Below are 20,830 nucleotides of genomic sequence, written 5' to 3'. Positions count from 1 at the left end.
TAAATGTGTAACAAAATTAAAAAAGGATGCCTAAGCACCCTTTTTAAACGGTTATTTACCGTCCATCTCAAGCCCCAATGCCCATCGGTCATCGAAGCCCTTCCAAGGTTCTGGCTTTTTACCGTCTACGGGTACTTGTGCGCTGCTGCCATTCACGTTTAGGTAGTCACAATATTCAGGCAACGCTTTCACGTGACAGTTCATAAGCGCCAGCGCAAAATGCTCATTAATAGCATTAAGCTTTTGTACTTCCCATGCAGGCTCAATATAGCTTCCTAAATCAAACTCACTGCCGTAGGCTTCTTTAGGTGCCGGGTGTGGCGCTACGTTATGACGCGCATTTTTAACAGTAAGTAGCTTAGAACCTTCACTCCCAGTATTTTCGAATAACCATTTAATACCCTCGTAACCAGAAATATCGTCGTTATCACCCGCTACATAAAGAACAGGAACTTTAATATTGTTTAGCGATTGCACATTAAATAACTGATGTTGCCCGCCCCATGGTGCCAGAGCTAGCGCCGCTTTCCAGGCCGGCAACGTTTCTTCGCCATTAGCCTTTCCACCTGCACAGGTATTTAGCGCATCTTTGATAAGCGCTGCCGCTTTAGGGTCTTGTGTTCCGGTGAAGGTTGCTGCTGTTTGATCGTTAAATGCATAGCAACCACCGACGGTACTTACCGCACCATAGCCCCCCATGGAGTAACCAATCACCCCTGCTTTACTTGCATCAACACTCGCTTTAAAAAAGTCATGCTCGCTAATACTATTTAGGGTAAAAACCTGATCGCGAGAGCGATTAAGTAGCGTGCTTGGAAAGCCTGAATACGGATTTTCCGCAAAATTAACGTCCTTATTCGTTGAGTCCGTATGGTCGATAGATGCCACAACATAACCATGAGATGCTAGGTGTTCACCTAAATAATACATAAGCGTACGATAGCCAGTATAGCCGTGGGATATAACCACCACAGGATAACCAGTGTCTGCTTTAGCAATAGGTGCATCGCGGCTGGCATCACCCTCAATTTCAAATACTTGACCGCTTCGCGTTTCATTCACATACGTTGCCGTCTCAGCAGCACTTGAAGCTGGATACCAGACCTCTAGGGACAATTTACGCTCGACATCATTTCCAGCAATATCTTTCACTTTTTCAGGATAAATGGCTTCAATAGTTTTTACGCCAACGTCATAGTTACCTTTTTCACTTAGCGACGGCATTACATCGGCCGGAAATGGCTTGTAAAGTGTTTGAGCCGCTGATACCGAAGGGCATGTAACCGCGGTTGCTGCAACCAGAGCAGCACCGCCGAAAAGAAGGGATAACGTTTTCATAATTTGAGTAATTTCTCGTTATTAATAGGCAAATTGATAATACATCGTCAGGGGTGTCGTACAAGCCGAACACTATTGTTATTGGTGATTAAGGCGAATAACGAAAGATAATAAAAACAGCCAATGTATGTATCTTCGCTTGTTTAAGGATGGCATATACACGCTCAAACGAGTGATATGAACGTGCGCCACCGAACACTAGAATTTCGTCGATTAAACACAAGTGCTCATAAAAACAAAGGTAAAACGTAACACCTTATGAGCATTCAGTTTGATGGCTCAAACAGCGTAAAGATCATCAGATATTTTACGTTCATACGAGTCCCATGCGAATGAGTAGTAATTTTGCGTAGAATCCAATAAAAGAGCGAAAAAAGTACTGTAGAGCGTTATTGAAAAACGAAAAAACTATTTCTTTGTAAGAGAAAATGTCTACAAGGAATGTAGCAAGTGTATTTTTCAGGTGCGATGTTATATTCACATCAACGCCTGAAAGTCTGACATTATCAGTACTATTAGCCGCGACTTCTTGAGCGTTTAGCTTATTTTGAAACAGTGGAATTTTCCAAGGATATTCATATGCCAACCAAGCTTTTTGCATTTTTGATAACGTTACTGACAACGCATTGTTGTTTTGCCGCAGACGCAATTCTGCATAACATTCCTTATTCTAATCGGGCAGATACCCCATATGTTCGAATTACCAATACCTCAAATGAAGCCGCTTCCATTCGTGGCACATATTATACACAAGAAGGTAACATACTCGGCGTGGAAAATAGTTTGCTCACTGCTAACTTAGCGCCTAATCAAACATTTATTGTAAACTCTTTCGATATTGAACAGCTAGTAGGGGCAAAAAATCTGCCAGAGCGTGGCAGGGGAAGACTAGCGATCACATCTGACCAAGATAATTTGGTAGTGATGAGTCTTATACGTACTTCTGAACAAATACTAACGAATACCAGCGAGGTTTCAACTGATGGACTGTTGCTAAGCGTCCCTTCATCTGCCTCTTCCGATGAGTTTTACATTCGAGTTACTAACGTCAACGATACCCCCATTAGGGTAACGGGAACGCTTACCTCAGATGATGCAAGCGTCATAGGTAATCCGAACAGCGTGTTGATTGAAAGTGTTGCGCCGGGTGCAACAAGTGTAATCAGTAAGTTTGCGCTCGAAGACCAAATAGCCGATTCGCAATGGTCGGGTTTTGCAAAACTTACGCTAGCGCCTAAAGACGACATTGTTGTTATGGGAATGAATCGATCGTCGAACGTGCTTGTTAATACCAGTGCGACAAATGATAGCAATTGGATTGATTATCTTCCTTCTGGTATGACAGGTGAAGTATTTACGTTGCGAATTCTTAATAGTGGTAATGACGCTATTCGCCTTTATGGACGCCTTTATTCTGAAAATGGTACAGAGCTTGCCAGCGCGGAATTGTCGCAATCACTTGGTGCTGATCAAGTGTTAACATTGACCGAAGATAGCTTAAAAGAGGCACTCGGATTAGATCAGGGATGGGTGGGGATCGCCAAACTGAAATTAGAGAGCAACTCTTCGCTATTTAAATGGCATAACCTGATAAGAGCTGGCGGAACGCTTACTAATTTATCTTCGCAAAGTGAGAGCTTTGCAGTACACAACATCCCTGCTTCTAACAACTATGCAGATACCTCGTTTGTTAACGTATCAAATCATACGGGAGAAACCATCGCATTGAGTGGCACATTGTATCATCAAGAAGGTGAAATCATTGGACAAGCATCGGCGAGTTTTGGCACCTTGGCACCGTTTGCAACTCACAGTTTGAGTGCAACAGATCTCGAACATTATCTCAATGTGGGGGCTTGGACTGGTCGCGCGCGATTAGTACTTGATGAATTACCATTAAAAAGTGTAAGCATTCACGGAATTGTTAAAAAGGACGGTGTTGTTACTAACTTAAGTCAGCCAGTACAATCTCAACTAGCGGGCCCTTTTGCATTAACATCGAGTAGCTTCGATGAAGGCGCTGACATACCTTTAAAATTTGCCTGTCAGTATGAGCCAGGAGGTCAAAATATTTCTCCTCAGCTTTCGTGGAGTCCACTGCCTGAAGATGTTCAGAGTTTTGCCATTATTATGGACGATCCCACAGCCGACAATTGGATTCATTGGAATCTTTGGAATATACCAGCCGATGTTAAATCATTAGACGAAGATACAACGGTTGGGACCAGAGGGAGAAATGACTTACCCGGAACTGGTTACTTTGGTCCTTGCCCCGCTTCAAGACACAAATATGTGTTTACAGTTTACGCCTTAAATGAACAGTTTTCGTCCTCTAGCGCCTTGACTCGAGAAGAATTCGAGCGAAGACATGAACATCGAATAATTACTTCTGCAACGCTTACCGGTCGGTACTCTCCGCGCTGAGTATTATGCGAATACCTTGTGCACTGTTGTAGCAAAACGAAGTTAACGTTTCAGCTGTTCTTTTGCTGTGGCGTGTGCAGTTTTAAAAGTTACACATAAGCCAGATACAAGTTTTTTGAAAATTAGGAATGAAAAAAGCTCACAGTTTTTAATATTTCTGTGAGCTTCTTAATTAGGTAATGCCCATAAGAGAAAGACCTCCAGAGCAACCCTTTATGAAAAGAGGTCTCTAGTAACCGTCAGAACGGAATATCGTCGTCAAAGTCAAAGTCTGGCTCAGCCATTGGTGGGTTCTTAGGCTGACCTTGGTTACCACCTTGAGGCGCTTGATTGTAGCCGCCACCTTGGTTTTGACTGTAACCACCTTGTTGACCACCACCTTGCTGTGGCGCTTGGTTATAACCGCCTTGTGCAGGCGCCTGATTGTAGCCAGTTTGGTTGTTTTGAGGACGCTGGTAACCACCGTTACCGCCACCACCATCACCGCCGCGACCGCCAAGCATTTGCATTTGATCTACGATAATTTCAGTAGTGTACTTATCCTGGCCTTGCTGATCTTGCCACTTACGTGTTTGCAATTTACCTTCAACGTAAATTTGCGAGCCCTTTTTCAGGTACTCTCCGGCAATTTCTGCTAAGCGACGGTACATAGTAAGGCGGTGCCACTCAGTGCGCTCTTGAACCTGACCCTGTTGGTCCTTCCAGCTTTCGCTAGTTGCTAGGCTTAAGTTCGCAACGGCGTTTCCGTTAGGCATGTACCTAACTTCAGGATCATTGCCAAGGTTTCCAACAAGAATAACCTTATTAACGCCTTTCGTTGCCATTGATGTCTCCTGTAACGTTTTTAGTGGCTTGCTGTATAACTCTTCTTAGTGAGACATCAGCAAGCGCGAAAGTTCATCGAATATTAGCCGATTAGTATATCGTATTTTGTGAGGAAAAATTGAAGTTTTTCGCCACACGTTTACGCTACCAACTGCAACACGTTCTAGAACTTAACAAAATTTATTATCAGCGTCTTCTGAACTTTCGCGTTGTTTTTACAGATCTAAATAAGGGCGTTGGATTTAACAAAACGCCCGTGATGCTTTGCTACCACCACGTAATGTAAAACGCCGCGGTAAGGATAACTACAGCGATAGATGCTACGTTAAACCCCTTTGTGGTTTTAAACTGTACTTCGTTTAGATCAACTGCGTTTTCGCTAACGCCCTTTTTCTCCAGAAGTGAAAGAGCTACAGCAAGAACAACGCACAGTAGGAACACAAGCCCTACTCGGTCGATAAACGGCAGTTCAGGCCAGAACTGTCTAAATACAATACTTAAAACAAATGAGCCCAGCGCGGCTAATAAGCCACCGTTTGCTGTGGTTTTCTTCCAGAACATGCCCAATACAAATAGCGCACAAATTCCCGGCGTAAAGAAGCCGGTAAACTCTTGAATGTATTGGAATGCTTGATCGAAATTCCCCAGCAACGGCTTGGCCACCACCATAGCAATGATAAGCGCTAACAAGCTAACGATACGACCGACCTTGACATAATGCTGCTGCGACTCGTTAGGACGCTTATCTTTATAAAGGTCCATGGTAAAAATCGTAGAAACGCTGTTTGTCATCGACGCTAGCGAAGACACGATTGCTGCCACAAGCGCTGCGAAGATAATACCTTTGAGACCAACGGGCATTAGCGTCATTAGGCTTGGGTATGCTTGATCCGGCTTAACTAAGTCAGGCACAATAAGTACCGCTGCAATCCCTGGCAACACCACAATTAACGGCATAAGCAGTTTTAGAAATGCCGCAAACGCAATACCTTTTTGCGCTTCTTGAACACTCCTTGCCGCCAAAGTACGCTGAATAATGTATTGGTTAAAGCCCCAATATGACAGGTTCATAATCCACATGCCGCCAATCAATACAGAAATGCCCGGCAAGTCCATATAGTGCGGGTTATCTTTTGACAAAATCATATCGAATTTTTCAGGTAGTTTATTAGTTAAGTCAACAAAACCTTGGATGGCCCCATTACCGTCGCTGATTAAATTTAACGCCGTATAAGACAGGAACAGGCCGCCAATGACTAACAGCACCACTTGAATAATATCGGTTAACGCTACCGCTTTCAGGCCCCCATAAAGTGAGTAGGCTAGTGAGAAAAGCCCTAAGAACATCATGCCGTAAACCATATCTACACCGGCAATAGTGTTAATAGCCAGAGCACCCAGCCACAGCACGGCAGTTAGATTTACAAAGACGTAAACGCCTAACCAAAAGATAGCCATTACCTTACGCACACGATGGTCGTATCGCTGCTCTAAAAATTGAGGCATGGTGTAAATTTTATGCTTTAAAAAGATAGGTAAAAAGAATTTTCCCACGATAAGCAGTGTAATAGCAGCCATCCATTCATACGACGCTATAGCAAGGCCCAATTGATAGCCTGAGCCAGACATACCAATAATTTGTTCGGCAGAAATATTGGCGGCAATTAACGATGCGCCAATTGCCCACCATGGCAGGCTTGAACCTGCTAAAAAGTAATCGTTTGTGTCTTTTTGGTGACCCTGCTTTTCGCGCGAAACCCACCACGCAATTCCGATAAGCGCAAAGACGTATACCACGAATAACGTGATATCTAATGATGCTAATTTCATAGTTTTTCCCAAGGTTCTTATTTTGGGTGCGGCGATTTTTATGCAGGGTACACAGGTGAAAAATTGTTTTTATTATTCTATTGGTTTTGGCCACACCAGTGTCGCGTATTAAAACGCGTTTCGCATTTTACGATAATCCGTCAACCGGTCAGAAAACCACCGATACACGCTTCGTGTTATTACGGGTAGTATTAGTAACACACTTTGTTGATTTTTTTTAACAAGAAATGTGCACTTTTGTAAAAAAAGCCGCTACCTATGGAAGCGGCTTAAGGGACACAAACAATTCTATCGATTAGGATTGTTTAGAAAAGGGAGCGATGTGAATTTAAAGTCTTTGTTCTTACTCGTGTAACTCTAGGCAAATGCGCCTTGTGTTGCAGTGCACACGTAGATGTCTGCATGGTAGCTAGTTTCATCAAAGTATTTGTCTGCTACCACTTGCTTCACAGCATCAACTTTGTGTGTAGGGGCAAGCGCTACAACGCAGCCACCAAATCCACCGCCCGTCATGCGAACACCACCAGATTTACCTAGCACTTCACTAATAATCTCGACCAGGTAATCAATGGGGCGTACGGTAATTTCAAAGTCATCGCGCATTGAAATGTGAGATTGCGCCATGGCTTCACTAACCGTTTCAATGTCGCCTGATTTTAGTGCTTGGCTCGCAGTTAAGGTACGTGCGTTCTCAGTAATAATATGTTTAGCACGGCGGTAAACTACTTCTGGCATATGCGCTTTGGCTTCTTCTAGCATCTCCATGGTTGCTTCGCGCAACGATGAAACACCCAGTAGCGATGCACCTTGCTCGCACTGCTGACGACGCAAGTTGTATTCGCTGTCCACCAAGCCACGTTTCACATTCGAGTTGATAATCACGATTTGGTGCGAATCTGGAAGTGGTGAATGCTCGATGGCTAACGACTGACAATCAAGCAGCATTGCCATACCCTCGTTGCCCATGGCTGAGATCAACTGATCCATGATTCCGCACGAACAGCCAACGAAAGTATTTTCCGCTTTTTGGCCTAACAACGCGGCTTTTACACCGTCTAATGGCAACTCATACAAAGCGCTCAAGGCTTTTAGTATTGCCACTTCAAAAGACGCTGAAGAGCTTAAACCGGCGCCTTGCGGCACATTTCCCGTTACTAGTAAGTTTGCGCCGCCAAAATCTGGCATCGCCTCTTTTAGTACTTTCACTACGCCGCGAACATAGTTTGCCCAACCTTGTTCCTCATCGTAATTAATGTCTGACAATGAGAACTGATTCTGCTGATTTTCGTAGTCCATAGCAGTAACCAGAATATCATTATCGTCGCGCTTAGTTGCCGCAACCCAAGTACCATAGTTGATAGCAGCCGGAAAGACGAACCCTTCGTTATAATCGGTGTGCTCTCCAATAATGTTTACTCGGCCAGGGGCGTGTGCTATTAGCGTTGGCTCGTTGCCGTAATGCGCTTCAAATTGAGAAGAAAGTACTTGGTTATCCATTAGTATTCTCACGTTGCTTATAATGCACCGTAGGCAGTGCTTTTAATCTGTCTGCCGCCTGTTCAGGGGTCAAATCTCGTTGTGCTTCGGCCATCATTTCGTATCCAACCATAAACTTACGTACGCTTGCTGAGCGCAATAGCGGCGGGAAGAAATGAGCATGGAGCGTCCACTCAGGGTGGTCTTCATTATCAAATGGCGCACTGTGCCACCCCATTGAATACGGGAAAGACGTCTCAAATAAATTGTCGTATTTTGCTGTTATCTGACCGATGATTTTGGCAAGTGAAAGCGATTGTGTATCTGACAGCTTATGCAAAGATTGAACGTCAAAACGTGGCAGTAATAGCGTTTCAAATGGCCATGCAGCCCAATATGGAACTACCACAACCCAATCGTCGTTTTGGCATACCACGCGCTCTTGCTTTATCACTTCTTGCTCAGCGTAGTCTAGTAACATAGGTGTTTCGTTTTCACCAAAATACTGTTTCAACTGTACTCGTTTTTTTGCTGGGTCTGTGGGGATGTGCTGCTGCGCCCATACCTGACCATGTGGATGAGGGTTTGAGCACCCCATCATTGGGCCTTTGTTTTCAAAAACCTGTACCCAACGATAGCTTTGACCCAGTTCAGCGGTTTGTTCTTTCCACGTGTTAACCACATCTACCCGTTCTTCGTCAGTAAGCTCAGGCAATGTTTTGCTGTGATCAGGAGAAAAACAAATAACGCGACTGCAGCCTTGCTCTGTTTCAAATTGGAACAGTCCTTTTTTCTCACTGGCTTGCTCAGTGTCCTGCTTGAGCGCAGCAAAATCATTTTGAAAAACGAACGTGCCTTTGTAGTCTGGATTAACCTCGCCGTTTACCCGAGTATTAGTCGGACACAGATAACAAGTAGGATCGTAAGATGGCTTTTGTTCGTTATTAGGCTCTTCAGAAGCCCCCTGCCAAGGGCGCTTAGCACGGTGTGGCGATACTAGCACCCACTCACCCAACAGCGGGTTATAACGGCGATGTGGATCATTGGTTGGGTCGAAAGGGGTTACCATAATCACTCTCTCTGAATAGACCGGTTAAGCTGTAACATAACGCTTTCACATAACCCTTGAGGGTTAAACGTTTACCCTAACAATAATATAGCAAGCCATGCTGTTTATCAATTAACTAATAAAGAAAATTAATTGTTAAATTAATAACAATTAATTTCCTTTTTGTACTTCGGTGAATTTACTTTGCGCAGAACTTATATCGAATCGTTTCTTCGTAAGTCTCTTTCGGCTTTACGAAACAATTTGGAAATGACGGTTTATTCGGTGAATCAGGGAAATACTGGGGTTCTAAACACAGGGCGCCTAGCTGCTCATCTTCTTGCAGGCTTCCCGTATAAAACTGCAGCCCGGGAAGGCTAGTGTATAGTTCCATCGTAACGCCAGTATCTGGCGCTTTAACCGTAGCTTGTGGGCCATTGTCTGACGCTGCTTGAAGCACATAATTGTGGTCGTAGCCGCCTACTCTATCGAACAATGGATGTGAAGTGTCCTGTTCAGCCCTTTCTTTTATTGCACTAAATGAAGTGAAATCAAAAGGTGTATCAGCGACATCTACTAAATCACCAGTTGGTAACAGCGTATTATCCGCATCCGTCACCTTTTTTGCATCGATATGTAGCAGTGTACTACCCACTTTTTTATCGTTACTTAGCGTGAAATAGGCGTGCTGAGTGAAACTTAGGGGTGTTTCTTCATCTGTCGTTGCTTTTATTACAAGTGATAACTCGTTGTACTGATTAAGCGTATAGCGTGCTTCAACATTAACATTTCCTGGAAAGCCACCCTCGCCGTCAGGACTAGATAAGGTGAATATTACGCTAGCACTATCATCGGATTCATGGGTGCAGGCTTGCCACAATTTTTTATGAAAGCCGGCATGGCCCCCATGGAGATTATGCTCACCACCATTTTTATCTAACGTATACTGCTGGCCGTTTAAAGTAAAAGTTCCATGCCCTATTCTATTAGCATAGCGCCCTACAATTGCACCGCGATAGCTAGGGTCATCAATATAGCCCTGCAACGTATCAAAAGTTTGAACACAGCTAATCAATTCGCCCTTCGCATTGGGAAAATAGAGCTCTTTGATAATTCCGCCATAGTTGAGCAAGGTAACTGACATCCCGTTGCCATTACTTAAAGTAAAAGCATTAACAGCTTCGCCGCCTACTTCACCAAATGTCGATACGCTTATTTTCATAACAATTATTTTACCTTATCGAGTGCTCGATTAATTAAGTTCGGGCAATCTATCGAGCTCGCCTGCAAAGTTTTAGAATCGGTATAGCATTTAAAAATGCTAAAAGGTTATACGTTTTCCGTTCTTTTTGACAGGGATTTAGGGAAGAACTAGAAATGGTAAAACCACTTGATACTTTTATTTGTTGCTTAAGGTATGCCGCTATGCCATGGGAAAAGAGAATTTTACCTTTTTTTGTAAATATAATGTACGCTATGGCAATCAGGTCTTATGGACTTCCTTGCATTACAAAACAAAGTTTAAGAGAAAATGGCAACAATAAAAGATATAGCCCAAGCCGCCGGCGTTTCTTTAGCGACCGTATCAAGGGTTATCAATAATGGCCCTAAAGTAGGCAATGATACCCGACAACGCGTTAAAAAAATTATGGAAGAAATGGGATACCGTCCCAACGCGAATGCGCGGGCGCTTGTAACGAAACGCAGTGCCTCGTTAGGTGTTGTTATTGCAGAATTACATGATCCTTTTTTCGCCATGTTAGCTCACGGCGTTGAGTCGATAACGCGGAAAAATAACGTCCAAATTCTGCTTAGTGCCGGCTCAATAGAGAAAGAGACGGAACTTCGTGCCATTGAAACCTTGTTGGAACACCGTGTTGAAGCCATGGTTGTACATAGTAAAGCACTAGATAATGAGACGTTGATTGGCTTTGCTAACCAAGTACCGGGTTTTGTTTTGATTAACCGTTATATACCAGAAATAGCAAACCGCTGCGTATGGCTTGACAATGTAACCGGTGGTCGTCTTATGGCGGAGTATGCCATTAATCAGGGGCATGAACACGTAGCTGTGATAAGCAGCCAATATCGCATTGACGACCCTAATCATCGCCTTGAAGGAATTAGAAACGCTATAAATAGCGCGAAGCTCAATTTACCTGAAAGCATGATTGAATACGCCACGCCCGATCAGGAAGGTGGTGAGTTAGCAATGCAGAACTTGCTTGCCACTAGCGCGAAGTTTACCGCTGTCTTGGCTTATAACGATGCTATGGCATCTGGTGCTATGACCATGTTACAGGACCATGGAATTTCCGTCCCTGAACAAGTTTCAGTGATGGGATACGATGATGTCTTGCTAGCAAAATATTGCCGGCCTAAATTAACTACACTGCGTTATCCTGTAGAAATGATGGCAGCGAAAGCTGCCGAACTGGCGCTGAAATATGCGTCGGGGAGTAAACCAGAAGAAGGCTTAACCTTTAAATATACGCCTACGGTCGTTAAACGAGATTCAGTGATTCGAATATAGCCTACACTTTACCCTAAGCAATTCTAACAAAACACAGAATGAATACCCGCCATCGGTGGGTATTTTATTTGGTCACTAGAACACTAGTTTGGTGCATGATTAATCGCAATTCGATGTATTACTATGCAATCGTATTCTAAAAATTTCATGACACGAAACTATTGACAAAATTACACGCCTGATCATTTTTCCCAATATTTTTATCCCCAACGAGGAAAATTGCCTGATCCTGCACAGTGTTACGATCAAAAAATATTAAGATCAGCTATAATTGCTCTACAGAGCTTGATTTAACTGATATTTCGTGATCCGACCAGAACGGGGGATTAAGATCGTGATCTGTTGCTCCATATGGCTATTAACAGATTTACCAACAGGGTTTTCCACGGCTTATCCACAAGGAGTAAGGTTGAGTTATTGAGTAAATCTCGCTAAAAATTGCTTGTATTGCTCAATAGCATAGTCGCTTTTCAACGTCGCGTTGTGCGTTGCACCTGGAATAACTGAGATATATTTGTCAATACTAGCTGCATCTTCAAGCAACTGCTGACTAATCGGGTAAGGCGTTATTTTGTCTTCCTCACCCACAACCAGCCATAGCGGTCCTTCATAGTGGCGCAAGATTGGGGCTATTTGCATACTATGGACTTCATCGTGAAGTTTCATGTTAGTAAATGAATTCGAAAAGCCTGGCACCATGTTGGCTATGAGATCGGAAATATTATTGAAAGCGCCGTCTAATACTAAAGCGTCTATCTTTCTATTTGCAGCAACATAGCTTGCGAAATAGCTGCCTATACCTCGGCCGTGAACAATGGTGGGAATCGAGGCGTCAAACGCGCTTTCTACATAGTCAAACTGAGTTAACGCGTCTTGTTTAATAGCGTTAATACTTAAGTCCTTCGCTTTGTCACTGGCTCCAACTCCCTGATAGTCGAGCCACAATATATTAGCGGGCAACTTACCCAGTCTATGAATGACACTATTGTTTTCGCTTACAGGCATACGATTGTCAGCAAAGAAAACAATGTTAACAATTGGATCAGGGTATGAAACGGCAACGCCTCTTAAAATTAACCCAGCTTCATTTTTAACTTCAACACGAGTTATGCCCGCTGAGGTTCTGTCTCTTTGAATAGCTGCGTGCAGTTTGGTGGTATCAACAGGCTTTTTCTGAACGTCTTGATAAAAGAAGGCCGAAGGGGACACGTTAATTGCACACCCTATCAGAGATACACTTGCAACTACATTGATTACCGCGTTTTTAAAGGTCATCATTTAAAAACTGCCCGTGTTGAATGGTTATAAGTAAATTTAATAAAAAGTTATACACGTGCAATGGTTGTACCGCCAACCAAAGTTTCGTACAACACATCCGTCGTCTTCCATCTATGCTAAACAAGCTGTAACAGTTTGCAACAGTTGTTCTATTTCTTAGCAATACAAACTTTCTTATACTCAGAGCAATATTTCTTGCATATTTTATCTGCACAAAACAAAAATCACTTAATGAAAAGTAGAAAGTTTTCCTTGTCTCGCGTCAAATCGCTAACTCGACTTATTGTCGCCTGCTGCGCCCTACCCTTGCTTATCGCCTGTGAGTCTACGCCTCCCGAGCTTGATTCATCATTAATTCCTGCCTCACAGAGAAAGGACTATCAGAAGACAATGTCGAAAGCAAAAGCCTGTCCAATTTATTTAGCGGAACTGATCGATATACGGTCCAGTAAAGACTTGCTCGTTGGAAGCAGTAATGTAACAAAAGACACGCTCTATTCATTGTTACAGCAAAGCTTAGAAACGATGAATGTTAGTCCGAATATTGAAGCAGCCAACAGCGTTAAAGTAGTACTAAACCGCGCATTTATAAAAAGCTTAGGAAGTAATATGGTTGCCACCGTGGTGCTTAAGGTTAAGTACAAACCAAACTATGCGGATGAGTATTCACCTGCCACCACCTTCAGAGGGCAAAGCGTGAATGTAAACACCAGCGTCAGTGAAAAAGAGAGCAATCAGATTGCTATCGATGCCATGAAAACCGCCATTGATGACGCCATCAAACGTATCAAGTCATCGCTATTACACAACTGCGACGATCCATTAAGCGAACTAGAGGCGGTATAAGCTTAGAAATTATAGAGTGAGCGCGATTGATTTAGCGTTAGCACTAAGCTCGAATACTCACTCAGAGTAAGATTTAGTAGATAAGCCGAGAATTATCGACCATAAAGCACGCCATGCCGCCGTCAACCGCCGCTTTTCGCCCCATGTCGGTATCTTCAAATACCACACAATGCTGTGGTGCCACCCCCATTAATTCTGCCGCACGCACAAAGGTTTCAGGGTGAGGTTTACCGTTAGTTACGTCATCGGCCGTAACCAGCGCTGACAATTGGGCTAATATGCCGTGCTCATTCAACACCCATTGCGCATGCTGCCTATCAGAGCCCGTTCCCACAGCAATAGGCATGCTTCCCTTATAGCAATTAAACACGTCCAGGGTATCTTGAATAAGCCTTGGCACATGATCTAGCCCTTCGAAGGCCTGTTTTTTATATGAAGCAACCTCTGCTGGATCGTGGTTTTTGCCATATTTGGCATTCATAAGATGTACGGTTTCAAAGGTTGGAACACCACCTAAACTGTATTGATAGTCCCGGTCAAAAGGGTAGCCATACGCATCGCACGTAAGCTGCCACGCATCAATATGCGCCCCCATTGAATCGACCAAAGTGCCATCCATGTCAAAAATAATGGCTTTGTAACTACTTAGGTCAATCATGGTGTTCGCTTCCTTTTCAAAAATGGTGTGATGCTAACTTTTCATGTTTGTAACGAGATGAATAATTACGCAGACAACACATCTCGCGCTTTTACGGCATCAAAATCACGATCAACTTTCAGGTACACCGCGTTATTTTGACTGTTTAATGTCACTTCCAGCACACCAGGTACTAACATTAGCTCGGCTTCAATGGTGGAAACATTTGAACCATCAAATTCACCATGCATCATCACACGCTTAACCCGGCTCACTTCTTTAACACCGAGAATAATAAAAAGCCAAAGCAGAGTGCTAGCAGCACCAATGCCATAAGCTAACTCTTGCGACCAAACATCGGTGACTAAACCTGAAATTACACCGCCCAAAAACGCACCGAAAAATTGAAAACTAGCGTAGAGGCCCATGGCCGTTCCTTTTTGTCCCGCAGGCGCAATGCTCGACACCAATGCAGGGAAATTCGCTTCCAAATAATTAAAGCCGGTAAAGAAAAGTACTACGGCCGCGGTAACCCACCACCAGCTATGGTCCTCTAAACTCAGCGCCAAAAACGCGCCGCCCATTAATACAACGCCGGTTACAAGGAGTGATTTAGGCGTACGGCCCCTTGCTGCTCCCATCATTATAATTAGACCTACAATTGACGCGCCTAAAACGGGTAAGTAGACCGTCCAGTGACTGTCTAGCGTCATATCAAAATTCAGTAGCGTAACGGGCAGTTGAACAAACAGCAGCGTTATCAACATATGTAAAATCATCACGCTGATATTTAAACGCCATAGCTGGGAAGAAAAGATTAAGCGCTTTAGCTGGTCTTTTTGTGGAAGTGTATCGCCACTACTAAGCTGCACACCACTCGGCACTACCCATTTAACAAGCGGCATGCATAGAACGGCCAGAATACCAGTAATACCAAATACACCGGTAAGCCCGTAGCTGTTGGCAATAAGCGGTCCTAAAATAACGGCTAAATAGAATGAAAAGCCAATAGCTATGCCTATGATAGCTAACACTTTGGCTCGCTGACTTTCCCGGCTGACATCGGTAGCTAGCGCCATTATCGCACCTGCAATAGCCCCAGCGCCTTGAAGAATACGCCCAACAATCATCATGGCCATACTGTCGGCGTTTGCTGCTACAAAGCTTCCTAATGCAAATACAGCAAGCCCTAGCAAAATAACGGGTTTACGTCCCCATTTGTCAGACATCATGCCCATAGGAATTTGCAGCGCAGCCTGAGTTAAGCCATATCCACCCACGGCAAGCCCTACCAGTAGCGGCGAATAATCTGGGTAGTCCATCGCGGCCACAGCCAACACGGGCATAACCATGAACAACCCCATCATGCGTAATACGTAAACGGAGGCGAGTGCAAGCGCGGCGCGTAATTCCAAAGCGTTCAAAGCGTCTGTTTCCCTCAATAAATAAAATAAAAAAAACAAAAAAACGGCGCAGAGAACACTTGTTTCTGCTGCATTAAGAATAAGGCCGCGAAGTGTAGCATAATACAATTGGTATTTTCTTCCGCTCGCGATTTAGATTTAGCCCTCTCGCACCACCCTTTTTCTTACTAGGGGTTTAAAAGTGGGGATAAAATCACCATTTCCCAATGCAGTTCTGTTAGATGTAATTGTAAGCTAATGTCCGTGAGGTGATCTGCTTACTCCACTCACAGTATAACTTGAATGTCATATCACTTTACTTGACACCTATGGCATACTGATTCTTTTTCTCTCATTTAGGCTTCAATGGATAAAATCGAAATTCGCGGTGCTCGCACCCACAACTTGAAAAACATCGATTTAACACTGCCACGAGACAAACTGGTGGTGATAACCGGCCTTTCTGGCTCGGGTAAATCGTCTCTTGCTTTCGACACGCTATATGCAGAAGGTCAGCGGCGTTACGTTGAGTCTTTGTCTGCTTATGCCCGTCAGTTTCTATCTATGATGGAAAAACCCGATGTTGATCATATTGAGGGTTTATCACCAGCAATATCCATTGAGCAGAAATCAACATCGCACAACCCCCGTTCAACGGTGGGTACCATCACTGAGATATACGACTACCTGCGTTTGATGTTTGCGCGTGTGGGCACGCCACGCTGTCCTGATCATGATGTGCCGCTAGATGCACAAACGGTCAGCCAAATGGTCGACAAAGTGTTAGCGATGCCTGAGGGCAGTAAGTTAATGCTGCTAGCGCCTATTGTTAAAGAGCGTAAAGGCGAGCACGTTAAAACGCTGCAAAATCTGTCTGCTCAAGGCTTTATTCGCGCGCGTATTGACGGTGAAGTGTGTGACTTATCCGATCCGCCGCCCCTCGATTTACACAAGAAGCACACCATTGAAGTTGTGGTTGACCGCTTTAAAGTGCGCGACGACATGGCACTGCGTTTAGCTGAATCATTCGAGGCAGCGCTAAGCCTTGCTGGCGGGAACGCGGTTGTAGCTGATATGGACGATAAAGACGCAGAAGAGATTGTATTTTCTGCTAACTTCGCCTGCCCACACTGTGGTTATAGTATTAGCGAACTAGAGCCGCGCCTGTTTTCATTTAACAACCCAGCGGGTGCCTGTCCTACCTGTGACGGCTTAGGCACAAGACAGTTCTTTGACCCTGCGCGTGTTGTAGGTAATACTGAGTTGAGTCTTTCTGGCGGCGCTATTCGCGGCTGGGACAAGCGCAGCTATTATTATTTTCAAATGCTACAGGCGGTAGCAGACCATTATGAATTTAGCCTTACCGTGCCCTTTGAAGAGCTCGACAACAAGCACCAAGACATTGTGCTTTACGGGTCTAAAGGCAAGTCGCTATCGTTTAAATACATAAACGAGCGTGGCGATGTAATGGAGCGCAAGCACCCATTTGAGGGCATTATCCCTAATATGGAGCGCCGCTATCGCGAAACCGAGTCGAACTCGGTGCGTGAAGAGCTAGCAAAATATTTAAGCCAGCAGCACTGTAGTAGCTGTAACGGCACGCGTCTGCGTGTTGAAGCGCGTAATGTTTTTATACAAGACACTAACTTGCCTGCTATCGCTGATATGTCGATAGCTGACGCATATGGCTTCTTTGAAACGTTGAAGTTAGAAGGCCAACGCGCGCAGATAGCTGAAAAGATTTTAAAAGAAATCATGGACCGCTTGCGCTTCTTGGTGAACGTAGGTCTTAACTATCTTTCTATGTCGCGAAGCGCCGATACCTTGTCTGGTGGAGAAGCGCAGCGTATTCGTCTAGCCAGCCAAATTGGTGCGGGCCTCGTGGGCGTAATGTACGTACTTGATGAGCCTTCCATTGGTCTTCACCAACGTGATAACGAGCGCTTGCTTGGTACGCTTACGCATTTGCGTGACTTAGGCAACACTGTTCTCGTTGTAGAGCACGACGAAGATGCCATTCGCGAAGCCGATTACATTGTAGATATTGGCCCAGGCGCGGGTGTGCATGGTGGTGAGATTATCGCCGAAGGTTCGCTGGAAGATATCAAAAACAGTGAACACTCACTTACCGGAAAATACTTATCTGGTAGAGAGAAAATTGATATCCCTGCAACACGTACACCAGTTAAGGACGACAAGTGGCTAGAGCTTTTAGGCGCTACCGGCAACAACTTGAAGTCTGTTGATTTACGTATACCTACCGGTGTAATGACCTGTGTGACCGGTGTATCGGGCTCGGGTAAATCAACGCTGATTAATGACACCTTCTACAAAATTGCGCAGCGCGAGCTGAACAAGGCGACTACGTCTGAGCCAGCCGCTCATAAATCGATGACAGGGTTAGAGCAGCTAGACAAAGTGGTCGATATTGACCAGAGCCCCATTGGGCGAACACCGCGCTCTAACCCAGCGACTTATGCGGGTATTTTCACACCTATTCGTGAAATGTTCGCAGGCACACAAGAGTCTCGTTCACGAGGTTACAAGCCTGGCCGCTTCAGCTTTAACGTAAAAGGCGGTCGCTGTGAGGCGTGTCAGGGTGACGGCGTAATTAAAGTGGAAATGCATTTTTTGCCAGACGTGTATGTGCCTTGTGACGTGTGTCAGGGGAAACGCTATAACCGTGAAACCCTTGAGATAAAGTACAAAGATAAGAACATTCACGAAGTATTAGAAATGACGGTGGAAGATGCCCGTCAGTTCTTCGATGCTATTCCGGCTATTTCACGTAAATTGCAGACCCTCATGGACGTGGGCTTGTCATATATTCGACTAGGCCAAGCAGCCACTACGTTGTCAGGTGGTGAAGCACAGCGCGTTAAATTGGCGAAAGAGTTGTCAAAAAGAGACACTGGGCAAACACTCTATATCTTGGATGAGCCAACCACTGGGTTGCACTTCCACGATATTAAACAGTTATTAGCCGTCCTTCACAGACTACGCGATCACGGTAATACCGTTGTGGTTATTGAGCATAACCTAGATGTGATTAAAACCGCAGACTGGATTGTTGACCTTGGACCAGAAGGTGGATCCGGAGGTGGCCAGATTATTGCAGAGGGAACTCCTGAGCATGTGGCACAACAAGAAGTTTCACATACAGGTCGATTCCTGAAACCCATGCTCACACAAGCTTGAGCCGACTTTGATGTAAATTCGTAAGCGTTGAGCGAATGAATTCTTCTTATAAACTGCTGTGTTATTTACACAGCAGCTTGTAAAAAGTGCGCGTTAATGCTTATTTACACATTTTCTATGCTGGTCAGAGCTTGTTTTGGCAAATCATACGTTACGATGATTTATGTGAATTTTGCAGTAAGAATTGCTGGAGCGAAACCCAATGACTCAAACGCCGCCATTAGCCTTAGTGAAAACTTGGTATCACCTACTTTCATCATCAGAAGACAATGATGTGAAAGCTCGCGCACAAGAAATGCTGTTAAAAGCCTTCGAGTCGCCTGAGGCCATCGCGATTTATCTAAAAGAACACAATATCCTTAAGCACTGATCAAAAAAGCCTTAGCGTAGTAAACGCTACTACGCTAAGGCTTAGTGTTTTTTTGTAAACGATATTACTCGTGTTTCGCTGCTTGAATAGCTAATCCTTCACACACCGAGTTAAACGCATCGTTCTCTAAACGCGGTAAGCCCGTTAATAGGTTCTCGTACAGCGCATCAATCACAATTGGCGATAAGCTCATACCACCTGTGATCATCACCACTTCTGGCTTTTCACTGCTGTTTTCCAAGCATTCCACAACCAAAGTTTTCACTTTATCAAGCCAAGGTTTTAATGCCTTTTTAAGCGACTCTTGCGAAATTTCCACGTCAAAATCATCTTCGATATAGTGCAGCGGTAAGGTAATATTCTGCTTGCTTGATAGTAATTCTTTGGCTAGTCGGGCCGAGTTCACGACACGGGCTGACAACTTGTTCTCCTGAACGATAAGCAAGCGTTCTAGTTGGGCAGGCTCCTTAATCACAGACATGGTTTGGGAAATATCTAACCCGTAATCGTCAGAGAAAAAGCGGGTAAGTGCAGGAATATTATCAACCGCACACATATCAGAGAAGTACGTGGGCGGAACAGGAAGCCCGTTAATCATCTTAAGGCCCATTCCCATTTCAGGAGCAATAGCCTTAAGCACCAAACTTTTATCGCAATCCATGCCGCCTAAACGCCTGCCTGTTACCGACAGAACATCGTTTTTGCGATCAAGCTGGTTTGAACGCTCAGGAGAAAGCTTAATGCAGCAAATATCCGTAGTCCCTCCACCAATATCTACAATCAGCGTTGTCGTATCTCTAGGTAGGGTTTGCTCAATTTTATACGCTGCTGCGATAGGTTCATCTAAGAAGTTAACTAATGAGAACCCTGCTTTCGTCGCAGCTTCAGTCATAATTTGGATGGCCTGCGCGTTCCCCTCTTCACCACGGGTGCCGTGAAATTTAACGGGACGGCCAATAACCGCATTATTCACAGCCTTTCCTAACTGATGCTCTGCACACTGTTTAAAGTATGCCAGTTGCTTAGCAATAATTCCGATGAAGGCTTGTTTTTGATCGCCGTCTAGCGATGCACCTAAAAAGTTTTTAGGCGAATAGATAAGTCGGCCTTTATCCGGCATTTTAAGAAAGCGCCTAAACCCTTCTTCACCAAACGCAAACTTGCCGTGCTCTACTAAGCGCAGCAAGGGGATTTCGTCTAGCGACATAGCGTGCATCAACTGTGCAATAGCTTTGCGCTGTAAAGCAGGCTTGTTATGCAAATCACCGCGCAGCGAGTCGATACGGTCGCTATACATCGCCTGTTCTTTTGGATCTTTTGCCGAATAATAGCCGTCCTTTGCTTTATCTATTTGCTCACTGATAACGCGCTGTAGCTGCGCCACTTTCGCTTCAACCATGGCATCAGGCGGCGGCGGCAGTTCATCTTCAAAATAAATGAACACCGAAGAACGGATTTTATTACCCTTCTTATCTAGCGGGTCAAGTTTGATGTGTTGATGGGCCGTTCCATCAAAATACACAACCTCAGAATTTGATGTACCGTAGTCAATCCCAATCGCAGTCATAGTATATTCGCTCATAAAGTTAGAAGCGGATTGTAAGTAAATACGAAAGTGCTTTCT

Annotated in this window: 15 protein-coding genes; 5 read left to right on the top strand and 10 right to left on the bottom strand. The window is 44.4% G+C overall.

What is annotated here, in order from left to right:
- Positions 1-51: 51 nt before the first annotated feature.
- Entirely contained in the window at positions 52-1,338 is a 1,287-nt protein-coding gene (locus tag V7R42_RS14515) for an alpha/beta hydrolase family protein (protein WP_334020980.1), read from the bottom strand.
- 579 nt (positions 1,339-1,917) lie between these two features.
- Between V7R42_RS14515 and V7R42_RS14510 the strand changes: the two genes are divergently transcribed.
- Positions 1,918-3,762, top strand: a complete 1,845-nt coding sequence (locus V7R42_RS14510) for a YbhB/YbcL family Raf kinase inhibitor-like protein (protein WP_334020979.1) — start codon at positions 1,918-1,920, stop codon at positions 3,760-3,762.
- A 239-nt stretch (positions 3,763-4,001) separates the two neighbouring features.
- Here V7R42_RS14510 and V7R42_RS14505 read toward each other — a convergent pair whose 3' ends face one another.
- The 5 genes from V7R42_RS14505 to V7R42_RS14485 form a co-directional block, all read right to left on the bottom strand.
- The gene (locus tag V7R42_RS14505) at positions 4,002-4,586 is read right to left on the bottom strand and encodes a single-stranded DNA-binding protein (protein ID WP_334020978.1); all 585 of its coding nucleotides are present in this window, start codon (positions 4,584-4,586) and stop codon (positions 4,002-4,004) included.
- 268 nt (positions 4,587-4,854) lie between these two features.
- Positions 4,855-6,417, bottom strand: a complete 1,563-nt coding sequence (locus V7R42_RS14500) for a sodium/sugar symporter (RefSeq protein ID WP_334020977.1) — start codon at positions 6,415-6,417, stop codon at positions 4,855-4,857.
- Between the two features lie 357 nt (positions 6,418-6,774).
- Positions 6,775-7,914: a galactokinase gene (gene galK, locus V7R42_RS14495; protein WP_334020976.1), complete on the bottom strand. Its 1,140-nt coding sequence runs from the start codon at positions 7,912-7,914 to the stop codon at positions 6,775-6,777.
- Positions 7,907-8,962, bottom strand: coding sequence for a UDP-glucose--hexose-1-phosphate uridylyltransferase (locus V7R42_RS14490; protein ID WP_334020975.1), 1,056 nt, complete (start codon positions 8,960-8,962; stop codon positions 7,907-7,909). The genes galK and V7R42_RS14490 overlap by 8 nt, the downstream gene beginning before the upstream one ends.
- Positions 8,963-9,140: 178 nt before the next feature.
- Positions 9,141-10,163: an aldose epimerase family protein gene (locus V7R42_RS14485; RefSeq protein WP_334020974.1), complete on the bottom strand. Its 1,023-nt coding sequence runs from the start codon at positions 10,161-10,163 to the stop codon at positions 9,141-9,143.
- Between the two features lie 309 nt (positions 10,164-10,472).
- Between V7R42_RS14485 and V7R42_RS14480 the strand changes: the two genes are divergently transcribed.
- Positions 10,473-11,474 carry a LacI family DNA-binding transcriptional regulator gene (locus V7R42_RS14480; RefSeq protein ID WP_334020973.1) on the top strand — a complete coding sequence of 334 codons (1,002 nt, stop codon included), beginning with the start codon at positions 10,473-10,475 and terminating at the stop codon, positions 11,472-11,474.
- A gap of 414 nt (positions 11,475-11,888) precedes the next feature.
- On the opposite strand, the gene V7R42_RS14475 is transcribed toward V7R42_RS14480, so the two are convergent.
- Positions 11,889-12,752, bottom strand: a complete 864-nt coding sequence (locus V7R42_RS14475) for an alpha/beta hydrolase (RefSeq protein WP_334020972.1) — start codon at positions 12,750-12,752, stop codon at positions 11,889-11,891.
- A 231-nt stretch (positions 12,753-12,983) separates the two neighbouring features.
- Here V7R42_RS14475 and V7R42_RS14470 point away from each other — a divergent pair, with 231 nt between their 5' ends.
- Positions 12,984-13,598, top strand: a complete 615-nt coding sequence (locus tag V7R42_RS14470; RefSeq protein WP_334020971.1) for a hypothetical protein — start codon at positions 12,984-12,986, stop codon at positions 13,596-13,598.
- A 73-nt stretch (positions 13,599-13,671) separates the two neighbouring features.
- Here the strand turns inward: V7R42_RS14470 and V7R42_RS14465 are convergent, their stop codons facing one another.
- Both V7R42_RS14465 and V7R42_RS14460 read right to left on the bottom strand, forming a co-directional pair.
- Positions 13,672-14,256, bottom strand: a complete 585-nt coding sequence (locus V7R42_RS14465; protein WP_334020970.1) for an HAD family hydrolase — start codon at positions 14,254-14,256, stop codon at positions 13,672-13,674.
- A gap of 65 nt (positions 14,257-14,321) precedes the next feature.
- Positions 14,322-15,659 carry an MFS transporter gene (locus tag V7R42_RS14460; protein WP_334020969.1) on the bottom strand — a complete coding sequence of 446 codons (1,338 nt, stop codon included), beginning with the start codon at positions 15,657-15,659 and terminating at the stop codon, positions 14,322-14,324.
- A gap of 345 nt (positions 15,660-16,004) precedes the next feature.
- Between V7R42_RS14460 and uvrA the strand changes: the two genes are divergently transcribed.
- Together uvrA and V7R42_RS14450 are read left to right on the top strand one after the other, a co-directional pair.
- Positions 16,005-18,836 (top strand): excinuclease ABC subunit UvrA, encoded by a 2,832-nt coding sequence (gene uvrA / locus V7R42_RS14455; RefSeq protein ID WP_334020968.1) that lies wholly within the window; start codon positions 16,005-16,007, stop codon positions 18,834-18,836.
- A gap of 202 nt (positions 18,837-19,038) precedes the next feature.
- Positions 19,039-19,206: a hypothetical protein gene (locus tag V7R42_RS14450; protein ID WP_014947869.1), complete on the top strand. Its 168-nt coding sequence runs from the start codon at positions 19,039-19,041 to the stop codon at positions 19,204-19,206.
- Positions 19,207-19,270: 64 nt separating this feature from the next.
- Here the strand turns inward: V7R42_RS14450 and V7R42_RS14445 are convergent, their stop codons facing one another.
- A complete protein-coding gene (locus tag V7R42_RS14445; protein WP_334020967.1) occupies positions 19,271-20,773 on the bottom strand; it encodes an Hsp70 family protein in 1,503 nt (500 codons plus the stop codon).
- Between the last annotated feature and the right edge of the window lie 57 nt (positions 20,774-20,830).

It is taken from the genome of Alteromonas sp. S015 (assembly GCF_036864485.1).
GTDB lineage: Bacteria > Pseudomonadota > Gammaproteobacteria > Enterobacterales > Alteromonadaceae > Alteromonas.
The sequence above is the reverse complement of the archived record's forward strand: the minus strand, read 5'-3'. Positions and strand labels throughout refer to the sequence as shown.